Source organism: Burkholderia sp. HI2500 (assembly GCF_002223055.1).
Classification (GTDB): Bacteria; Pseudomonadota; Gammaproteobacteria; order Burkholderiales; family Burkholderiaceae; genus Burkholderia.
The window spans coordinates 952,360-967,536 of sequence record NZ_NKFL01000004.1; the positions used below are offsets into that span (position 1 = coordinate 952,360).

At 64.8% G+C, this 15,177-nt stretch carries 14 protein-coding genes; 11 read left to right on the forward strand and 3 right to left on the reverse strand.

What is annotated here, in order from left to right:
* The first annotated feature begins 156 nt into the window (after positions 1-156).
* Genes CFB45_RS07170 through CFB45_RS07190 form a run of 6 tightly spaced genes read left to right on the forward strand, consistent with a single transcriptional unit; the run spans position 157 to position 3,388 of the window.
* Positions 157-1,629 (forward strand): hypothetical protein, encoded by a 1,473-nt coding sequence (locus CFB45_RS07170; protein ID WP_089425064.1) that lies wholly within the window; start codon positions 157-159, stop codon positions 1,627-1,629.
* Between the two features lies 1 nt (position 1,630).
* Positions 1,631-1,825 carry a hypothetical protein gene (locus CFB45_RS38240; RefSeq protein ID WP_144025181.1) on the forward strand — a complete coding sequence of 65 codons (195 nt, stop codon included), beginning with the start codon at positions 1,631-1,633 and terminating at the stop codon, positions 1,823-1,825.
* Positions 1,818-2,153 (forward strand): holin, encoded by a 336-nt coding sequence (locus CFB45_RS07175; protein WP_089425882.1) that lies wholly within the window; start codon positions 1,818-1,820, stop codon positions 2,151-2,153. The genes CFB45_RS38240 and CFB45_RS07175 overlap by 8 nt, the downstream gene beginning before the upstream one ends.
* Positions 2,153-2,428 carry a holin gene (locus CFB45_RS07180; protein ID WP_226180214.1) on the forward strand — a complete coding sequence of 92 codons (276 nt, stop codon included), beginning with the start codon at positions 2,153-2,155 and terminating at the stop codon, positions 2,426-2,428. The genes CFB45_RS07175 and CFB45_RS07180 overlap by 1 nt, the downstream gene beginning before the upstream one ends.
* Positions 2,415-2,909, forward strand: coding sequence for a glycoside hydrolase family 24 protein (locus tag CFB45_RS07185; protein ID WP_089425066.1), 495 nt, complete (start codon positions 2,415-2,417; stop codon positions 2,907-2,909). Before CFB45_RS07180 ends, CFB45_RS07185 begins: the two co-directional genes overlap by 14 nt.
* Positions 2,906-3,388, forward strand: a complete 483-nt coding sequence (locus tag CFB45_RS07190; RefSeq protein ID WP_089425067.1) for a DUF2514 family protein — start codon at positions 2,906-2,908, stop codon at positions 3,386-3,388. Before CFB45_RS07185 ends, CFB45_RS07190 begins: the two co-directional genes overlap by 4 nt.
* Before the next feature lie 226 nt (positions 3,389-3,614).
* Here the strand turns inward: CFB45_RS07190 and glmS are convergent, their stop codons facing one another.
* The 3 genes from glmS to CFB45_RS38245 form a co-directional block, all read right to left on the reverse strand.
* On the reverse strand, positions 3,615-5,432 hold the full coding sequence (glmS, locus tag CFB45_RS07200) for a glutamine--fructose-6-phosphate transaminase (isomerizing) (RefSeq protein ID WP_089425068.1): 1,818 nt from the start codon (positions 5,430-5,432) through the stop codon (positions 3,615-3,617).
* A gap of 48 nt (positions 5,433-5,480) precedes the next feature.
* A complete protein-coding gene (locus CFB45_RS07205) occupies positions 5,481-6,563 on the reverse strand; it encodes a hypothetical protein (protein WP_089425069.1) in 1,083 nt (360 codons plus the stop codon).
* Between the two features lie 439 nt (positions 6,564-7,002).
* Positions 7,003-7,188 (reverse strand): hypothetical protein, encoded by a 186-nt coding sequence (locus tag CFB45_RS38245; protein ID WP_144025182.1) that lies wholly within the window; start codon positions 7,186-7,188, stop codon positions 7,003-7,005.
* Between the two features lie 699 nt (positions 7,189-7,887).
* Here CFB45_RS38245 and wecB point away from each other — a divergent pair.
* The 5 genes from wecB to CFB45_RS07230 all read left to right on the forward strand — a co-directional run bounded on the left by wecB (position 7,888) and on the right by CFB45_RS07230 (position 15,174).
* Complete coding sequence (wecB, locus tag CFB45_RS07210; RefSeq protein WP_089425070.1) at positions 7,888-9,105, forward strand: non-hydrolyzing UDP-N-acetylglucosamine 2-epimerase; 1,218 nt, start codon at positions 7,888-7,890, stop codon at positions 9,103-9,105.
* Between the two features lie 918 nt (positions 9,106-10,023).
* Positions 10,024-10,485 (forward strand): (2Fe-2S)-binding protein, encoded by a 462-nt coding sequence (locus tag CFB45_RS07215; RefSeq protein WP_089425071.1) that lies wholly within the window; start codon positions 10,024-10,026, stop codon positions 10,483-10,485.
* Entirely contained in the window at positions 10,482-12,806 is a 2,325-nt protein-coding gene (locus tag CFB45_RS07220; protein WP_089425072.1) for a xanthine dehydrogenase family protein molybdopterin-binding subunit, read from the forward strand. The genes CFB45_RS07215 and CFB45_RS07220 overlap by 4 nt, the downstream gene beginning before the upstream one ends.
* 689 nt (positions 12,807-13,495) lie before the next feature.
* On the forward strand, positions 13,496-13,738 hold the full coding sequence (locus tag CFB45_RS07225) for a hypothetical protein (RefSeq protein ID WP_069247669.1): 243 nt from the start codon (positions 13,496-13,498) through the stop codon (positions 13,736-13,738).
* Between the two features lie 164 nt (positions 13,739-13,902).
* On the forward strand, positions 13,903-15,174 hold the full coding sequence (locus tag CFB45_RS07230) for an HlyD family secretion protein (RefSeq protein ID WP_179255060.1): 1,272 nt from the start codon (positions 13,903-13,905) through the stop codon (positions 15,172-15,174).
* Positions 15,175-15,177 lie beyond the last annotated feature (3 nt).

Genomic DNA, 15,177 nt, shown 5'->3' on the forward strand with positions numbered 1-15,177 from the left:
ATGACCGGGAAGATTGCCCCAATCACGCCATATGACGCAGCAACGACGATAGCTCGAACAGTTTGGTCGTCCACTTGATTCCCCGAACCCCGCCCAGTGCGGGGTTTTTCAATTATAGGCCACCCGCTGCGGTGGCCTTTTTGCTTTGAGGTAGCAATGGCCTCCATCCTTCCGAACGGGAAAACACAATTCATTGATCAGAACGGGAAGCCGCTGGCCTACGGGGCGGTCACGTTCTATGCACCCGGCACCACGACTAAGAAGGACACATGGCAAGACCAGGCCATGACACAGCCGAACACGAATCCGGTTTCTCTGGATTCGCGCGGCCAGGCAACCATCTGGGGAACTGGCTCCTATCGCCAGGTCGTCACCGATCAATTCGGGGCCGTCATCTGGGATCAAGTCGTCTCCGAAATCACCGGCGTTCTCAGTGGGCCGAATGGCTCCAGTTCGGTTGGGTTCATCCAGATTGGATCCGGCGCCGTGCAACGCACTGCGCAGGACAAGATGCGCGAGCCGGTCAGCGTGAAGGATTTCGGGGGAATCGGGGATGGCCTTGCAGATGAATCTGCGGCGTTCAATCTCGCTGCTTCGGCAGTCGGCGTGAACGGTCAAGTCGTCGTGCCCGAAGGCACGTGGAAGTTGCAAACGGCGCCGACCACCGCTGTCACGTGGCTGATCGATGCGCAAGCGACTCTTACCGGTGCTGCCACCTTGTCGGGCCGCATCATGAAGTTCGGCAACGGTGGCGCCTCTTCGAAAGGCACGAAGATCGGCGCGGTGGCAACGTGGCTGGAACAGCTTCGACCCTTCACGGAGTCGATCGCCGAGATTGCCGTGCTGTCGACTATTGGCCAGATCGGCATCATCGGCGCCTCCCGCACCTCCGACTTCGGTGTGGCGGGTTCGCAAGGCTGTATTGGCATCAGCGGTTACGCGAACAACAACAATGCGACCGCAGTTCAGACGGGATACGGCGGATATATCGAGGCACGTCGGCAGATCGGTGCAGGCATCACGCAAGGTCTCGAGATTGACATCGTCAATATGGGCGACACGGGCATCGTCTACCCGGGGAATGTCTATCCGGGAAACAACATGACGAGCGCCCTTTGGCTCGCGAGCGGCGGAGAAGTAGTCGGCGCACAGGGTGCATCGCTGGCCATCGGGATCATCGCCAACGGGAACAACTTCGACAAGGGCATCGTCATCCAGACCGGGGCTGTCCAGGTCAATTCTGGCGAGGCAGTGGCGGTTGCGCTCGGTTTCCAGAACGGCATCGTCTGGTACGACGGCAGCACCAATAAGGTCGCTCGGATTCGTAACGATGCGACGGCGGCCTCTTTCGGAATCGTCTTTTCGAACAGCACGCTCAACCTGCAGACAATGGCAGGTGCGAACGTGTTCACTATCGGAACGAACGGTGTCCTCAATATCGCGATCCCGGGCGGAGGCTATTACTTCGGCGGCACTCAGGTGGTTGCGGCTCGCCAAGGCGGATGGGGTACGTCTTCGGGTGGCAGCAAAGCGGCGTTCAACGCCGCAACTGCATCGCCAGCTCAAACTGCGGCAGCAGTCGCGCAGCTCATCAACGATCTCTTCCTTCATGGACTCATCGGTGCATAACATGCAAAACGTCACCCTTACATTCACACCGGCTCAACTGAACGTCATCAATAAGGCTCTGATGCTCGCCCCGTACGGCGAGGCGGCTCCGGTAGTGAGCGATATCAATGCGCAGATCCAGGCGCAATTCGACAAGCGGCATGACGATGCAGAGCGCGCTCCCGATGCGGCGCCGGGTGGAGAAAAGAATGGCTGAACCCACAACCAGCGTCCTTGCAGCGGCTGGTGCGCTACTGGCGAAAGTCATTCCTGGCGCTGTCGGCTCGCTGATCGCCCTGCGCTTCATCGGCGACGGCCTGAGCGGTCGCCAGAAGGCCGTCTCGTTCGTCTCAGGCGCAGCCGTGTCGTACTTCATCGGTCCACTGATCGTCACGTGGTTCGGCATAAGTGACAGCGGCGCGCAGCAGGCCATAGGCTTCCTCGTCGGCCTGTTCGGACTAGCGGTCACGAAAGAGCTTTTCAAAGAAATCAACAACGCAGACTTCATCGGGGCCCTGAAACGACGCATCTTCGGAGGTCCGTGATGGTCACGATTTTCGTTTTCGCAAACCTCATCATCCTCGCGTTTTGCATCTGGATCGCCGTCACCGATGCGATCGCGACTGGGTGGTGGGGCACGGTCGGCTTCTCGATCGTCGGTATCTCGGCCGCCGTCAACGTACTGAAGCCGATCCGCATGCTGCCTGTTATCGACCTGCCCGAGACGATGATGACGGTCGGCACGGCGATCGTGTGCCTGTGGGTGATGGGGCGCAAGGCGTACTGGTGGACGAAGGGGCACAACCATGGCACGCATTGACGCAGCCGCAGCGGGCGGCAAAAACCGCATCGCGTTCCTCGACACGATTGCCACGAGCGAGATCGGCGCCGCGCTGCTCGCGAAGTCCGACGACGGGTACAACGTGCTCGTCGGCTCGACGCCGACGCGGCCACTGCTGTTCTCCAGCTACGCTGCGCACCCGAACGTGCTCAATCGCAACATCCCTGTTCCGTCGACGGCGGCCGGCCGCTACCAGATCCTGTACCGCTGGTGGCGCATCTACCAGGCACAGCTGCAGTTGCCCGACTTTGGCCCGGTATCGCAGGACCGTTATGCGCTGCAGCAGCTGCGCGAGCGTGGCGCGCTGCCGTTGATCGATGCGGGCCGTTTCCGCGAGGCGGTCGCGAAGGTGTCGAGCGTCTGGGCCAGCCTGCCTGGCGCGGGCTACGGGCAGCACGAGAACGACATCGAGCGCTTGCTCGCCGCGTACCAGACGGCCGGCGGCCAGGTGGCGGCATGACGATCCTCGACCCGCGCCTCTGGCTGGCCTTCGTCGCCGCGCTCGCGATCACCGCCGGCGCCTGCTACTTCAAGGGGCATGCCGACGGCGTGCGCGAGACGACGGCCGCCGCGCAGAAAGCGCAGCTCGCCGCGGTGGATGCGGCCCGTGCCGAAGAACAACGCCGCACCGCGGCCCAATCGGAGATCGCAAAAGATGCGAACAAACAACGCACGGCCGCGCTCGCAGATGCTTTTGCTGCTCGTGCTGCCGCTGGCAGCCTGCAGCAGCGCGTCGACCAGCTCGTTGCAGCCGCCCGCCATCCCGCCGCTACCGCCGGAAGCGCGCCAGCCGGGGACGCCCTCGATCTGCTTGCCGACGTGCTCGGCCGCGCTGACGAGCGCGCGGGTGAACTGGCAGAGTATGCTGACCGCGCCCGCATCGCCGGCCAGCAGTGCGAGCGCGACTACGACGCGCTGACGGCGCCCAGAAAACTCTGACGGAATCTTGACGTGAATCGTCGGGAAAAGGCTAAAATTAGCACCGGAAGCGCAGCCGACTAGGGATGGCGATCGCTGCAAGTCGTTGATTTGACTGCGCTTCCGTTTTTGCCAATTTGTAAACTACCGTTCTTCTAAGCCGTAGGTCACACGTTCGAATCGTGTAGGGCGGGCCAGCTTGATTCCTCAAGGACCTTCACCAGTCCGCCTCGGTTATCCAGCCCCCTCACTCAACCGTCACCGATTTCGCCAGATTCCTCGGCTTGTCGATATCCGCGCCACGCAGACACGCCGCGTGATACGCAAGCAGCTGCAACGGCACCACATGCAGGATCGGCGACAACAACCCGTAGTAATCGGGCATCCGCAGCACCGACACGCCTTCGCTGTTGTCGATCCGCGTATCGGCATCGGCGAACACGTAAAGCTGCCCGCCGCGCGCCCGCACTTCCTGCATGTTCGACTTCAGCTTCTCGAGCAACGCGTCGTTCGGCGCGATCGTGGCAACCGGCATCGTGTGCGTCACGAGCGCGAGCGGCCCATGCTTCAACTCGCCCGCGGGATACGCCTCCGCGTGGATATACGAAATCTCCTTCAGCTTCAGCGCGCCTTCGAGCGCGATCGGGTAGTGCAGCCCGCGCCCGAGAAACAGCGCATTCTCGTGTTGCGAGAATTCCTCCGCCCAGCGCTCGATCTGCGGTTCGAGCCCGAGCACATCCTCGAGTGCACCAGGCAGCCGCCGCAATTGCATCGTGTAGCGCGCGAGCTGCGCATCGTCGACGTAGCCGCGCAGCCGGCCGAGCGTGACCGCGAGAATGAACAGCGCAACGAGTTGCGTCGTGAACGCCTTGGTCGACGCGACGCCGATTTCCGGGCCGGCCCGCGTCAGGAAGCGCAGGCCGGTCTGCCGCATCATCGCGCTGGTCGGCACATTGCAGATCGCCAGCGTGTCGATATGGCCCAGCGCCTGCGCGTACTTGAGCGCGGCGAGCGTGTCGGCGGTCTCGCCGGATTGCGACACGCTCACCACCAGCGTATTCGGCATCGCGAGTGCGTCGCTGTAACGGTATTCGCTCGCGATCTCGACCTGCGCGGGCACGCGCGCGATCGTTTCGAGCCAGCGGCGCGCGGTCAGGCCGGAATAGTGGCTCGTGCCGCACGCGAGAATCAGCACGTTGTCGATCTGCTCGAACGCTCGCGCGGCGTCGGGGCCGAATACGGCCGGATCGAACAGCCCCGCGTCCGGGATGGTCGCGGCCACGGCCTCCGGTTGCTCGAAAATCTCCTTCTGCATGAAATGCCGGTACGGCCCGAGTTCGACCGCGGCCTGCGCGGAGGAAATGGTTTGTACCGCGCGCTCGACCGGTGCGCCGCCACGATCGAGTACGCGAACGCCGCCCGGCGTCAGTTCGACGATGTCGCCTTCCTCGAGAAAGATGAAGCGGTCGGTGATGCCGGCGAGCGCGAGTGCGTCGGAGGCGAGAAAGCACTCGCCGTCCTTCAAGCCGACGACGAGCGGTGAGCCGACCTTCGCGCCGATCAGCCTTTGCGGCTCATGCTTGCTGAACACGGCGATCGCGTAGGCGCCGTGAAGCTGCGATGTCGCCGCGCGCACGGCGGCAAGTAGGTCGCCGCGATACTGGCTGTGGATCAGGTGCGCGACGACCTCGGTGTCGGTCTGACCGTCGAATTCGTAGTGCGCGTCTGAAAGTTGCCTGCGCAACGTTTCGTGGTTTTCGATGATGCCGTTGTGCACGAGCGCGATTTCGTCGCGCGAGAAGATCGGATGCGCGTTGCAGGTTGCCGGTGCGCCATGCGTCGCCCAGCGCGTGTGCGCGATGCCGGTGCTGCCGGTCAGGCCGGTGGTGCGCACGTGCGCGTCGAGATCGGCGACACGCGACACACTGCGTTCGCGACGCGCCTGGCCGTTCACGACCGTCGCCACGCCGCATGAATCGTAGCCGCGATACTCGAGGCGACGCAATCCTTCAATCAGAATCGGGACGATGTCCCGTTGCGCGACCGCGCCGACGATGCCACACATGACACGTTTCCTCCCTGTTAGTCCTCATGGACCGCGCACGCCGTTGCGTCAGCGCGATGCGGTTGCCGTTGCCGTCGTGAATCCGCATCGAGCGGGGATGACGGGCGCGGCCATCCGGCTTTCGAATGCCAGATAAAGCGACTCCTCCAGTACGTTCCAGTGCGCGCCGTGCCGGTATGGGGCCGATCGCGCTTGCCAGCAGGCAACGGTGCCCCAATCGTTCATCTTGAGCGCCACCAGCGCGATCAAGCTCCACGGATAATCGGTGTTGGCGAGTTGCGGCCAGCTCTTGCCGTGCTTCCGCATCCACTGCGCGTAGAACGTCTCGCCGGATTGTTCGGGTACCTGAATACCTGAGAGGAGCGGGAGGATCTGCGCGATCTTCGCCGGATAAAAACTCGTATCGCTGACTTGCTGCGTGCTCGCACGAAACCCGGATCCGCTGCCGCGCCAGAAGACCCTCAGGATCGCGGATGCCAGCTGGTCGGCACGCTGGCTCCACGGTCCCGCATGCGTGGAGTCGGCGCGTCGGACGTAGTACGCCGCGAGGGCCTGGAACGCGCTGTGGACTTCGACGTTGTCCATCAGTAATGCGACATGCAGCGACGACGAGATCTGATAGACGCCGGAGGCCTTGTCGAGCAGCGTGTCCAGGTGCAAACAGGCACGGTTCAGGCTGACTTCCCACGCGGCGGGCAAGCCGTCGGGCGGCGCGAAGCGAGCGAGCAGTTCGATCCAGGTCGCGATCATCGCGTCGTCGGTTTCCGCGTCGGCGCATGCGCGGTAGCGGCCATTCTTCACGCAGTAGCGATCGAAACCGCCATCCGGGCGCTGGCGCGGCAGCAGCCATGCGATCCAAGCGAGTGCCGCCGGACGGGCATCGAGTTGCGCGTCGGACGCGGCGAGCAGCGCCTTCGCCGCGAAATACGGATCGATGCCGACGCCGTTCAGGCGCACGGTGATCGCACCGTCGGCGCGTTGGTACAGCCCGTTGAGGCGAAGTTCGGCGGCGCTTGCGTGCAGCGCGAAACCGCACGCAGCGATACAGCAGGCGACGTGCCACAGGCGACACAGTGCGACGGTGGCCGCTACGCGAGAGCGTACGGTCGGGCAAAGCGCGGGCCGGTTCATGGTCTTGGGCTCCTGCGCGGCGGTCCGGTGCAATCGTCGCCGGGCGAGGCGTTGGCCGCGTCGCGCCCGGCGTGCGTGTCGACGTTGTGGCTCGGGCCGCCGTAGTGCGGGTGAACCCGAGGCTGGTACCGATGTTTGCGTTCACGGGCCGGCTCCTGGCTTCGAAGCCGGAACCGGGCTCGTGGATCGCGCGTACTTCAACGGGGCGCGTCGGCACGTTCGGATCGCTGGAGCACTCGTTCGCTCCACGCGGACGCGTCGCGTTTCCCTCCTGTTTCGTTGCCTGGGTGCCCCGGTTCGTCCGCTGCCGGGCGAGTGTTTCGGGGCACACCTGTCTGTCATTAAGCAAGGCGTGAGCCATCGGCCGCGATGCCACGCGCGGCAAGGGGCGGGGGTGGAGGGTGGGCGCCTGGCGCGAACGACGGCGATGATTTTTGATTCAACGAAGAATCAGCGTGCGCACCCGCCGAATGCCCGCACTTGATCGGCGTCGCGGCATGGACGTGTCGTGCGTGGAGCGAATCGTCTGCCGAACCTGCGCCGCCTTGGCAGTGCGATGTCGCGCGGGGATGCGCATCGCGTCGTGCGTGACGTGTGCATCGGCTGGCGTGCCGGTGTGCTTCATGAGCGCGCGTGGGTTAGATGGGCCGGACGCCGATGCAACCGCCCCGTTCCGGACCCGCGTTACACATTCGCAACATTTCCCGCGCCGTCGATTCGTGCGACGTGAATGACGTTGCGTGTCGGGTTGAACCATCGAGGATGACCACCGCCAGACGATCGATCTTGCCGCCGTCTGCACAGACAAAAGTGGCGGATCAAGGAAGCGCAACGCGCTTCGACAGATGCGAGCGATTCGATGCGCGACGGACGCTCGACATGCGTTCGAGATTCGTCGGACGACGTCGTCGAAGGGACCGTGCGACTGCCCCGGTGTTTGCGTGTATCGCGCCTGATTGGCGCGGCGACACGCGTAGCAGTTGTGAAACATTCCGTCGCGCACTGCAGGTGCGCGGTGCATGCAGCGTGAACCGGATACGGTCGCAGGGCGGCTGGTTTGAATATTGCTGTAGAGGAAAAGACGTGAAGAACCGCCGTGACGCCTGGCCAAACGAGGAACGACTCATGACGTGACTGATCAAGCGCAACAGGACGCCGGTAGTACGACGATTCGCGTGGCGTGGACCGCGCGAACCGGGCGGCGCGCTCGCTCCGCGACACCGCAACGTGTCGACCGCGTGCGAGTACGGGAGGCGCCGCCTGAATACATGCTTCGCGCCACGAGCAGGGTCATTCAGCGCGAAATGGCTCAACGAGGATAACGATGAAAAAGATTTTGCTTGTGTTCGGGACTCGGCCGGAGGCCATCAAGATGGCACCGCTGGTGCGTGCATTGAAGGCGCAAGCCGGTGTCGACGCCAGGGTATGCGTAACCGCGCAGCACCGCGAAATGCTCGATCAGGTGCTGACGCTGTTCGACATCAAGCCCGACTACGATCTCAACGTGATGCGTCAAAGTCAGACGCTGACCGACGTAACGACGGGCATTCTGCAGGCAATCGGCATCGTGTTCGACGAATTGCGTCCCGACGTCGTGCTGGTACACGGCGATACGACGACCACGCTGGCGGTCAGTCTCGCGGCGTTCTACCGCTATCTGCCGGTCGGGCACGTGGAGGCCGGCTTGCGCAGTGGTGACATCTGGTCGCCGTGGCCGGAGGAGCTGAACCGCCGTGTGACCGACGCAGTGTCGTCGTGGCATTTCGCACCGACCGGGCAAGCACGCGACAACCTGCTCAGCGAGGGCGTACCGGGTGGGGCGGTCGTGCTGACCGGCAATACCGTGATCGATGCGCTGCACGAGGTCAAGCGCATGCTCGATCACACCACGGCGTTGTCGGAAAAGGTTGCGGGACAGTTTCCGTTTCTCGAACCGTCGCGGCGCGTCGTGTTGATCACCGGGCATCGTCGCGAAAGTTTCGGCGAGCCGTTCCAGAATTTCTGCGATGCGCTGTGCACGCTCGCGAACCGTTATCCCGACGCGCAGTTCGTCTATCCGCTGCACATGAATCCGAACGTGCGGGAGCCGGCGCGTGCGCGGCTCGGCCACCTGCCGAACATTTACCTGATCGAGCCGCAGGAATATCTGTCGTTCGTATTCCTGATGTCGCGCGCGCATTTCATCATCACCGATTCGGGCGGCATTCAGGAGGAAGGGCCCGCGCTGGGCAAGCCGGTGCTGGTCACGCGCGAGACGACGGAGCGACCCGAGGCGATCCAGGCCGGCACCGCGCGGCTCGTCGGTACCAATCAGGAGCGGATCGTGTGGGAGGCATCACGGTTGTTCGATAGCGACAGCGCGTACGGGGAGATGGCGCGCGCGAGCAATCCGTACGGCGACGGTCATGCGAGTGAGCGGATCGTTCACGCGCTGATGCGCAATCCGGGGGCACCCACGAAGGCGACGAGCTTTTCGATGGGGTCGTCGGAGATGCCGTTCAATGCGCTCACACTCGGGTTGCAGGCGTTGCGATCGCCGTGAGCGTGGTGCGTGCCCGCATGCCGTACGAGCGAGGTGTCCGGCAATCACTTTGAGCGCCGATCGCGGCCACGCAAGTCGGGAATCGTACCGGGTCACCCGGCGCGGCATCGTTCCCGGCCTGCGTCGGCAATCCATTGAAGCTCGTGCAATCGGCTTGAAGCATTGGCGCTCGACGTCGGCGCCATGTGACGCACGCGTGCTTCGTTCACGACTCATCCGCCCTGACGGCGTGATGGAGTAATTTGCGCTCGGTTCGCACGGCGACCTGAAGCAGGCTGCGATCACGATCTATCGCGGCAGGGATCACGAGAAGGCCGTTGCGGATGGGGTCCGGATATCACGAAGCACCGCCGCGAACGGTCGGCGCGTGGGTTCTCGCGCTAGCGGTCACCCCCCTCGTTGCTCGCCGGAACAGGCGCGTCAGTCGGTCCCACTCGCATGACAAACGTCATGCGCCATCGATTCCCCTTCAGCATCTCCCCGGTTTGTCTCTCGCCCGCGCCGATACGCACCGACGACGCAAAACTGCCGCACATCAGTTAGAGTTGGAGCCCGGGCGATTCCGCATACGATTCTGGCTCCCCGGGCAATGTCGAAGCCGCCGGGGGCCGAACGTGGCACGCAAGTGCTGCGATCCGAGTCGCCATTTCTGGCAGTTCCGACATGATCGCGTTGCCTGAGTGACGGTTTGCATGGGGCAGAATCCGGGCTGGTGCGTGCCCGCTATCCATCCGGCTCGCATGCCCGATGGCCATCCCCAGCCAGCCGCACCGATCACCACGCATTGACCGCCGGTCCTGCCGGCGGAGCAGTCCACAAGACGGCATCGGGCCGGCGCAGCAGGACGCACCCGCCGCCGTTCGAATCCCCACCCGGCACCCGTGGTGCGATGCGGGCGCCTCGACCAGGAGGTGAACGATGATCACGCTGACCGTCAACGGTAGCGAGCAGCACTTCGACGGCAATCCCGACATGCCGTTGCTCTGGTATCTGCGCGATGTCCTCGGCGACACCGGCACCAAGTTCGGCTGCGGCATGGCGCTGTGCGGCGCATGCACCGTGCACCTCGACGGCGTTGCGATCCGCTCGTGCATCACCCCGGTCGCGGCCGCTTCCGGCAAGCGCGTGACGACGATCGAGGGATTGTCGACGGGCGTCAATCATCCGCTGCAGCAGGCCTGGCAGGAACTGAACGTCGCGCAGTGCGGCTACTGCCAGTCCGGGCAGATCATGCAGGCCGCATCGCTGCTGAAGACGAATCCCCATCCGACCGACGCCGACATCGACGATGCGATGTCCGGCAACATCTGCCGCTGCGGCACCTACACGCGCATTCGTGCGGCGATCCGCCTGGCCGTACGCCGCGGAGGTGCCGCATGAGCGCACCCGAACTCTCCGTCCATAACGAAAGCCGTCGCGCATGGCTGCTCGGCTTCGCATCCGGCGGGCTGCTGCTCGCGTTCGGCGTGCCGTCGCTCGTCCGTGCGGCCGTGCCGGTGCAGCCGCCCGTCAGCGCGAATCCTCAATATGGCGGCGCCGGGATGCCGCACGGGTTGCGCGACGATCCGCACCTGTTCGTCGCGATCGCGCCGGACGGCACGGTCACCGTGACCTGCATCCGCTCCGAGATGGGGCAGGGCGTGCGCACGAGCGTCGCGCTCGTCGTGGCGGACGAACTGGGCGCCGACTGGGCGCGCGTGAAGGTCGCGCAGGCCGTGGGCGACGAGCCGCGCTACGGCAACCAGAACACCGACGGATCGCGCAGCCTGCGCCAGAGCTTCGCCGCACTGCGTCGCGCGGGTGCGGCGGCGCGCACGATGCTCGAACAGGCGGCAGCCGCGGCATGGGGCGTCGATGCGCGTCAGGTCAAGGCGACGGTGCATGAGGTCGTCGACACGACGAGCGGGCGCAAGCTCGGCTTCGGCGAACTGGCGGCGAAGGCGGCCGCGTTGCCGGCGCCGGATCCGGTCACGGTGGCGCTGAAGGCGCCGGCCGAATTCCGCTATATCGGCAAGGGCGAAACGGCGCTGATCGACGGGCGCGACATCGTCGGCGGCCGCGCGCATTACGGGATCGACACGCGGCTCGACGGGATGCTGTATGCGGTCGTCGCGCGACCGCCGGCCTATGGAGACACGGTCGCGTCGTTCGATGCATCGGCGGCGGAGAAGCTGCCGGGGGTCGTCAAGGTCGTGCAGTTGGCGCCCACACCGCTGCCGTCCGGTTTCCAGCCGCTCGGCGGCGTGGCCGTCGTCGCGCGCGATACGTGGACGGCGATCCAGGCGCGCGCGCAACTGAAGATCGACTGGAAGCACGGGCCCAACGCGAACTACGATTCCGCCGCGTATCGCAAGACGCTCGAAGCGGCTGCCGCGCAACCGGGCGACGTGATCCGCAACGACGGCGATGCAGCGGCGGCGCTGGCCGGCGCCGCGAAGCGCGTGCGCGCAACGTACTACATCCCGCATCTCGCGCACGCGACGATGGAGCCGCCCGCGGCCGTCGCGCGCGTGGCCGACGGCCGCTGCGAAGTGTGGACCTGCACGCAGGCGCCGCAGACCACGCGCGACGAGGTCGCGAAGGCGCTCGGGTTGCCGACGGAGCGCGTGACGGTCAACGTGACGCTGCTCGGCGGCGGTTTCGGCCGCAAGTCGAAGCCGGACTACGTGGTGGAGGCGGCGCTGCTGGCGAAGGCGGTCGGCGCACCCGTCAAGCTGACGTTCACGCGCGAGGACGACATCGCGCACGACTATTTCCATGCGGTGTCGCTCGAGGCGTTCGACGGCGGGATCGATGCGTCGGGGAAGGTGGTCGCGTGGCAGCATCGCACGGTCGCGCCGTCGATCCAGTCGACGTTCAGGGCCGGTGTCGTGCATGAGCAGCCGGGCGAGCTCGCGCAGGGGATCGCGGACCTGCCGTTCGCGATTCCGAACGTGCGGATCGAGAATCCGGCCGCGCAAGCGCACACGCGGATCGGCTGGTTCCGCTCGGTCTACAACATCCCGCATGCGTTCGGCATCCAGAGCTTCGTGTCGGAGCTGGCGCACGCGGCCGGTCGTGACCCGAAGGATTTCCTGCTCGAACTGATCGGGCCCGCGCGGCGATTCGAGCCGCACATCACGGTGAAGAACACGAACTACGGCGAGGATCCGGCGCTGTATCCGATCGATACCGGCCGGCTGCGGCGCGTGGTCGAGACGGTCGCGCGCGGCGCCGGCTGGGGGCGCAAGCTGCCGAAGGGGCACGGCCTCGGGATCGCCGCGCATCGCAGCTTCGTGTCGTACACGGCGGCGGTGTGCGAGGTGCAGGTCGATGCCGACGGCAAGATCACGGTGCCGCGAGTCGACATCGCGATCGACTGCGGCCCGCAGGTCAACCCGGAGCGGGTACGCTCGCAGCTCGAGGGCGCGGTGGTGATGGGGCTCGGCATCGCGCTGCACGGCGAGATCACGTTCAAGGACGGCCATCCGGAGCAGAGCAACTTCAACGGCTTCCAGGTGCTGCGCATGAACGAGGCGCCGCGCGAAATCCGCGTGCATCTCGTCGCGCCGGATGATTTTGCGACGCCGCTCGGCGGCGTGGGCGAGCCGGGCCTGCCGCCCGTCGCGCCGGCGCTGACCAATGCGATCTTCGCGGCGACCGGCACGCGCATCCGCAGCCTGCCGGTTGCCGATCAGTTGTCGAAGCCGAGAGCGGCGTAACGACGCATTGCGCGCCAGGCCGTCTGCATGGCCCGGCGCGCGCTTTCCAGAATCAACTGCGGGCATTCAATCGCAGTATTCAGGCTCGACATTCTCAATAAAACAGAATAAATCTCGCTGCAATATCGGGTTTGCCCGATGGTGCGGTATCGTACAAAGAACGCCCGGAAAGTGTCGGATCATTGGGCCGTCGAATTCAGTGCTGTAAAAATTTCAGAGGGGAAATCGGGTGTCGATAAACCGTTCGGCGATGTTTAGTTTGATTCGGTGAACGACATTTAACGCGAAATTATTCCCGGTCGATCCTCCGGCGAGTATTCATTCTCATTTCATTCTTTGCATTTCATGACGTGCGGGCGCTGCGGCATCCACGCGCGGCGGCGTCTGCGCGTCCGTTGTCCGGCGCCTTGCAGCGGGGGGCGCCGGGGGCGGGGGAACAATCGCAGGTCGTCGGTAAATCACTGTCCGGTTTCCGATTAGGGTTAAAGATCGATGGATTCATTCGGGTCGCCGGGATTTTGCGTGTCATTCGAATTGAATCGATGAATTGAATTAATTCGGCTCGAACGATGTGATCGTGCCGTTCGAAAGTTTAAATGTATTTAACGTATTGATCATCGTCGCAATTGCGGCGTTGTTCGATGCCCCGCTAGATGGGTTATCTAGCATTTTCAAACTGGAGAAATGCAATGCAAGAGCTGAATCAGCAGGAAATCGCCCAGGTTGCCGGTGGCTACTACGGCGGCCCGGGCATCCCCTCGGCGCTGGGCAACATCATCGAATGGGGCGGCAGCACCGCGGAGAGCATCGGCAATGCGCTGACGTTCGGCATCTTCGCCGCACCGGTCAAGCAGGCATACAACATCGGCGAGACGATCACGACCGCCGCCGTGAACCTGCTGGACGGCCTGTTCGGCGGCCCGATTTACTGAGTTGCCGCAATTGAGGCAACGCGGTAGACGCCGCGTTTCCCGATGATGGAAGCGATGATCCGGTATGCATGGACCTACTTTGCATACCGGATCGCTTTGGCCGGCTCCGGCGCGCGGCCGCGGGGCGACGGCTGATTCCGCAATTTGGCGATACGTGGGTGAAAATGGAGTTCGGTCTCTTTCGTTCTGAAGCGGCACAGGCTCAACGGATGCGCGTGCTGGGCGACATCGTGCTCGTGCACCCCATGTCCATGACGCTGATGACGGCCGTCGCGCTGGTCATGGCCACCTGCGTGGTGCTGTTCTTCGCGTTCGGTACCTATACGCGGCGCACGACGGTCAGCGGCGTGGTGATGCCGGATTCGGGGCTGGTCAAGGTCTATGCATTGCAGCCGGGCATCGTCGTCGAGCGCGACGTGAAGGAAGGGCAGCACGTGACGCGCGGGCAGACGCTCTATACGGTATCGACCGACTTGCAAAGCGCGGCGGAAGGCGCGACGCAAGCGGCGCTGATCGCGCAGGCGCGGCAGCGCAAGGCGTCGCTGCTCACGGAAATCGACAAGACGCGCAGCCTGCAGCAGGACGAGCGCGACACGCTGCGCGCGAAGATCGCGAACCTGAAAGGCGCGCTCGCGCAAATCGACGACCAGCTCGCGGCCCAGCGGCTGCGCACGTCGATCGCGGCCGACGGCGCGGCACGCTATCGCGGCCTGCTCGCGCAGGATTACATCTCGAAGGACCAGGCGCAGCAGCGCGAGGCCGATCTGCTCGACCAGCAGTCGAAGCTGAACGGGCTGCTGCGCGACCGCGCATCGACGCTGCAGTCGCTCACCGAGGCGAGCAACGAACTGTCGGGGCTCGGCTTCAAGCAGCAGAACCAGCTCGCGCAGATCGACCGCAACGTGATCGACGTCGACCAGAACCTGATCGAAAGCGAGGCGAAGCGCCGGATCGTCGTCGCCGCGCCGGAGACGGGCATCGTGACGGCCGCGATCGCCGACGTCGGCCAGTCGGTCGAACCGTCGCGACCGCTCGCGAGCGTCGTGCCGGGCGGTGCGCGCTGGCAGGCCCACCTGTTCGTGCCGAGCACGGCGATCGGCTTCGTGCGGGTCGGCGAGCCGGTGCTGATCCGCTATCAGGCGTTTCCTTACCAGAAGTTCGGCCAGTACGGCGCGACGGTCGTGTCGATCGCGCGCACGGCGCTGTCGGCGGCCGAACTCGCGAACGACGGCGGCCCGGCGGCGACCCCGGGCGAGGGCCGCGACGCGACCTTCTACCGTGTGACCGTCGCGCTTGAGGCGCAGCACGTCACCGCGTACGGCGCGCAGCAGCCGCTGCAGGCCGGCATGACGCTGCAGGCGGACATCCTGCAGGAACGCAGGCGCCTGTACGAGTGGGTGCTCGAGCCGCTCTACAGCCTGACCGGCAAACTCTGACGA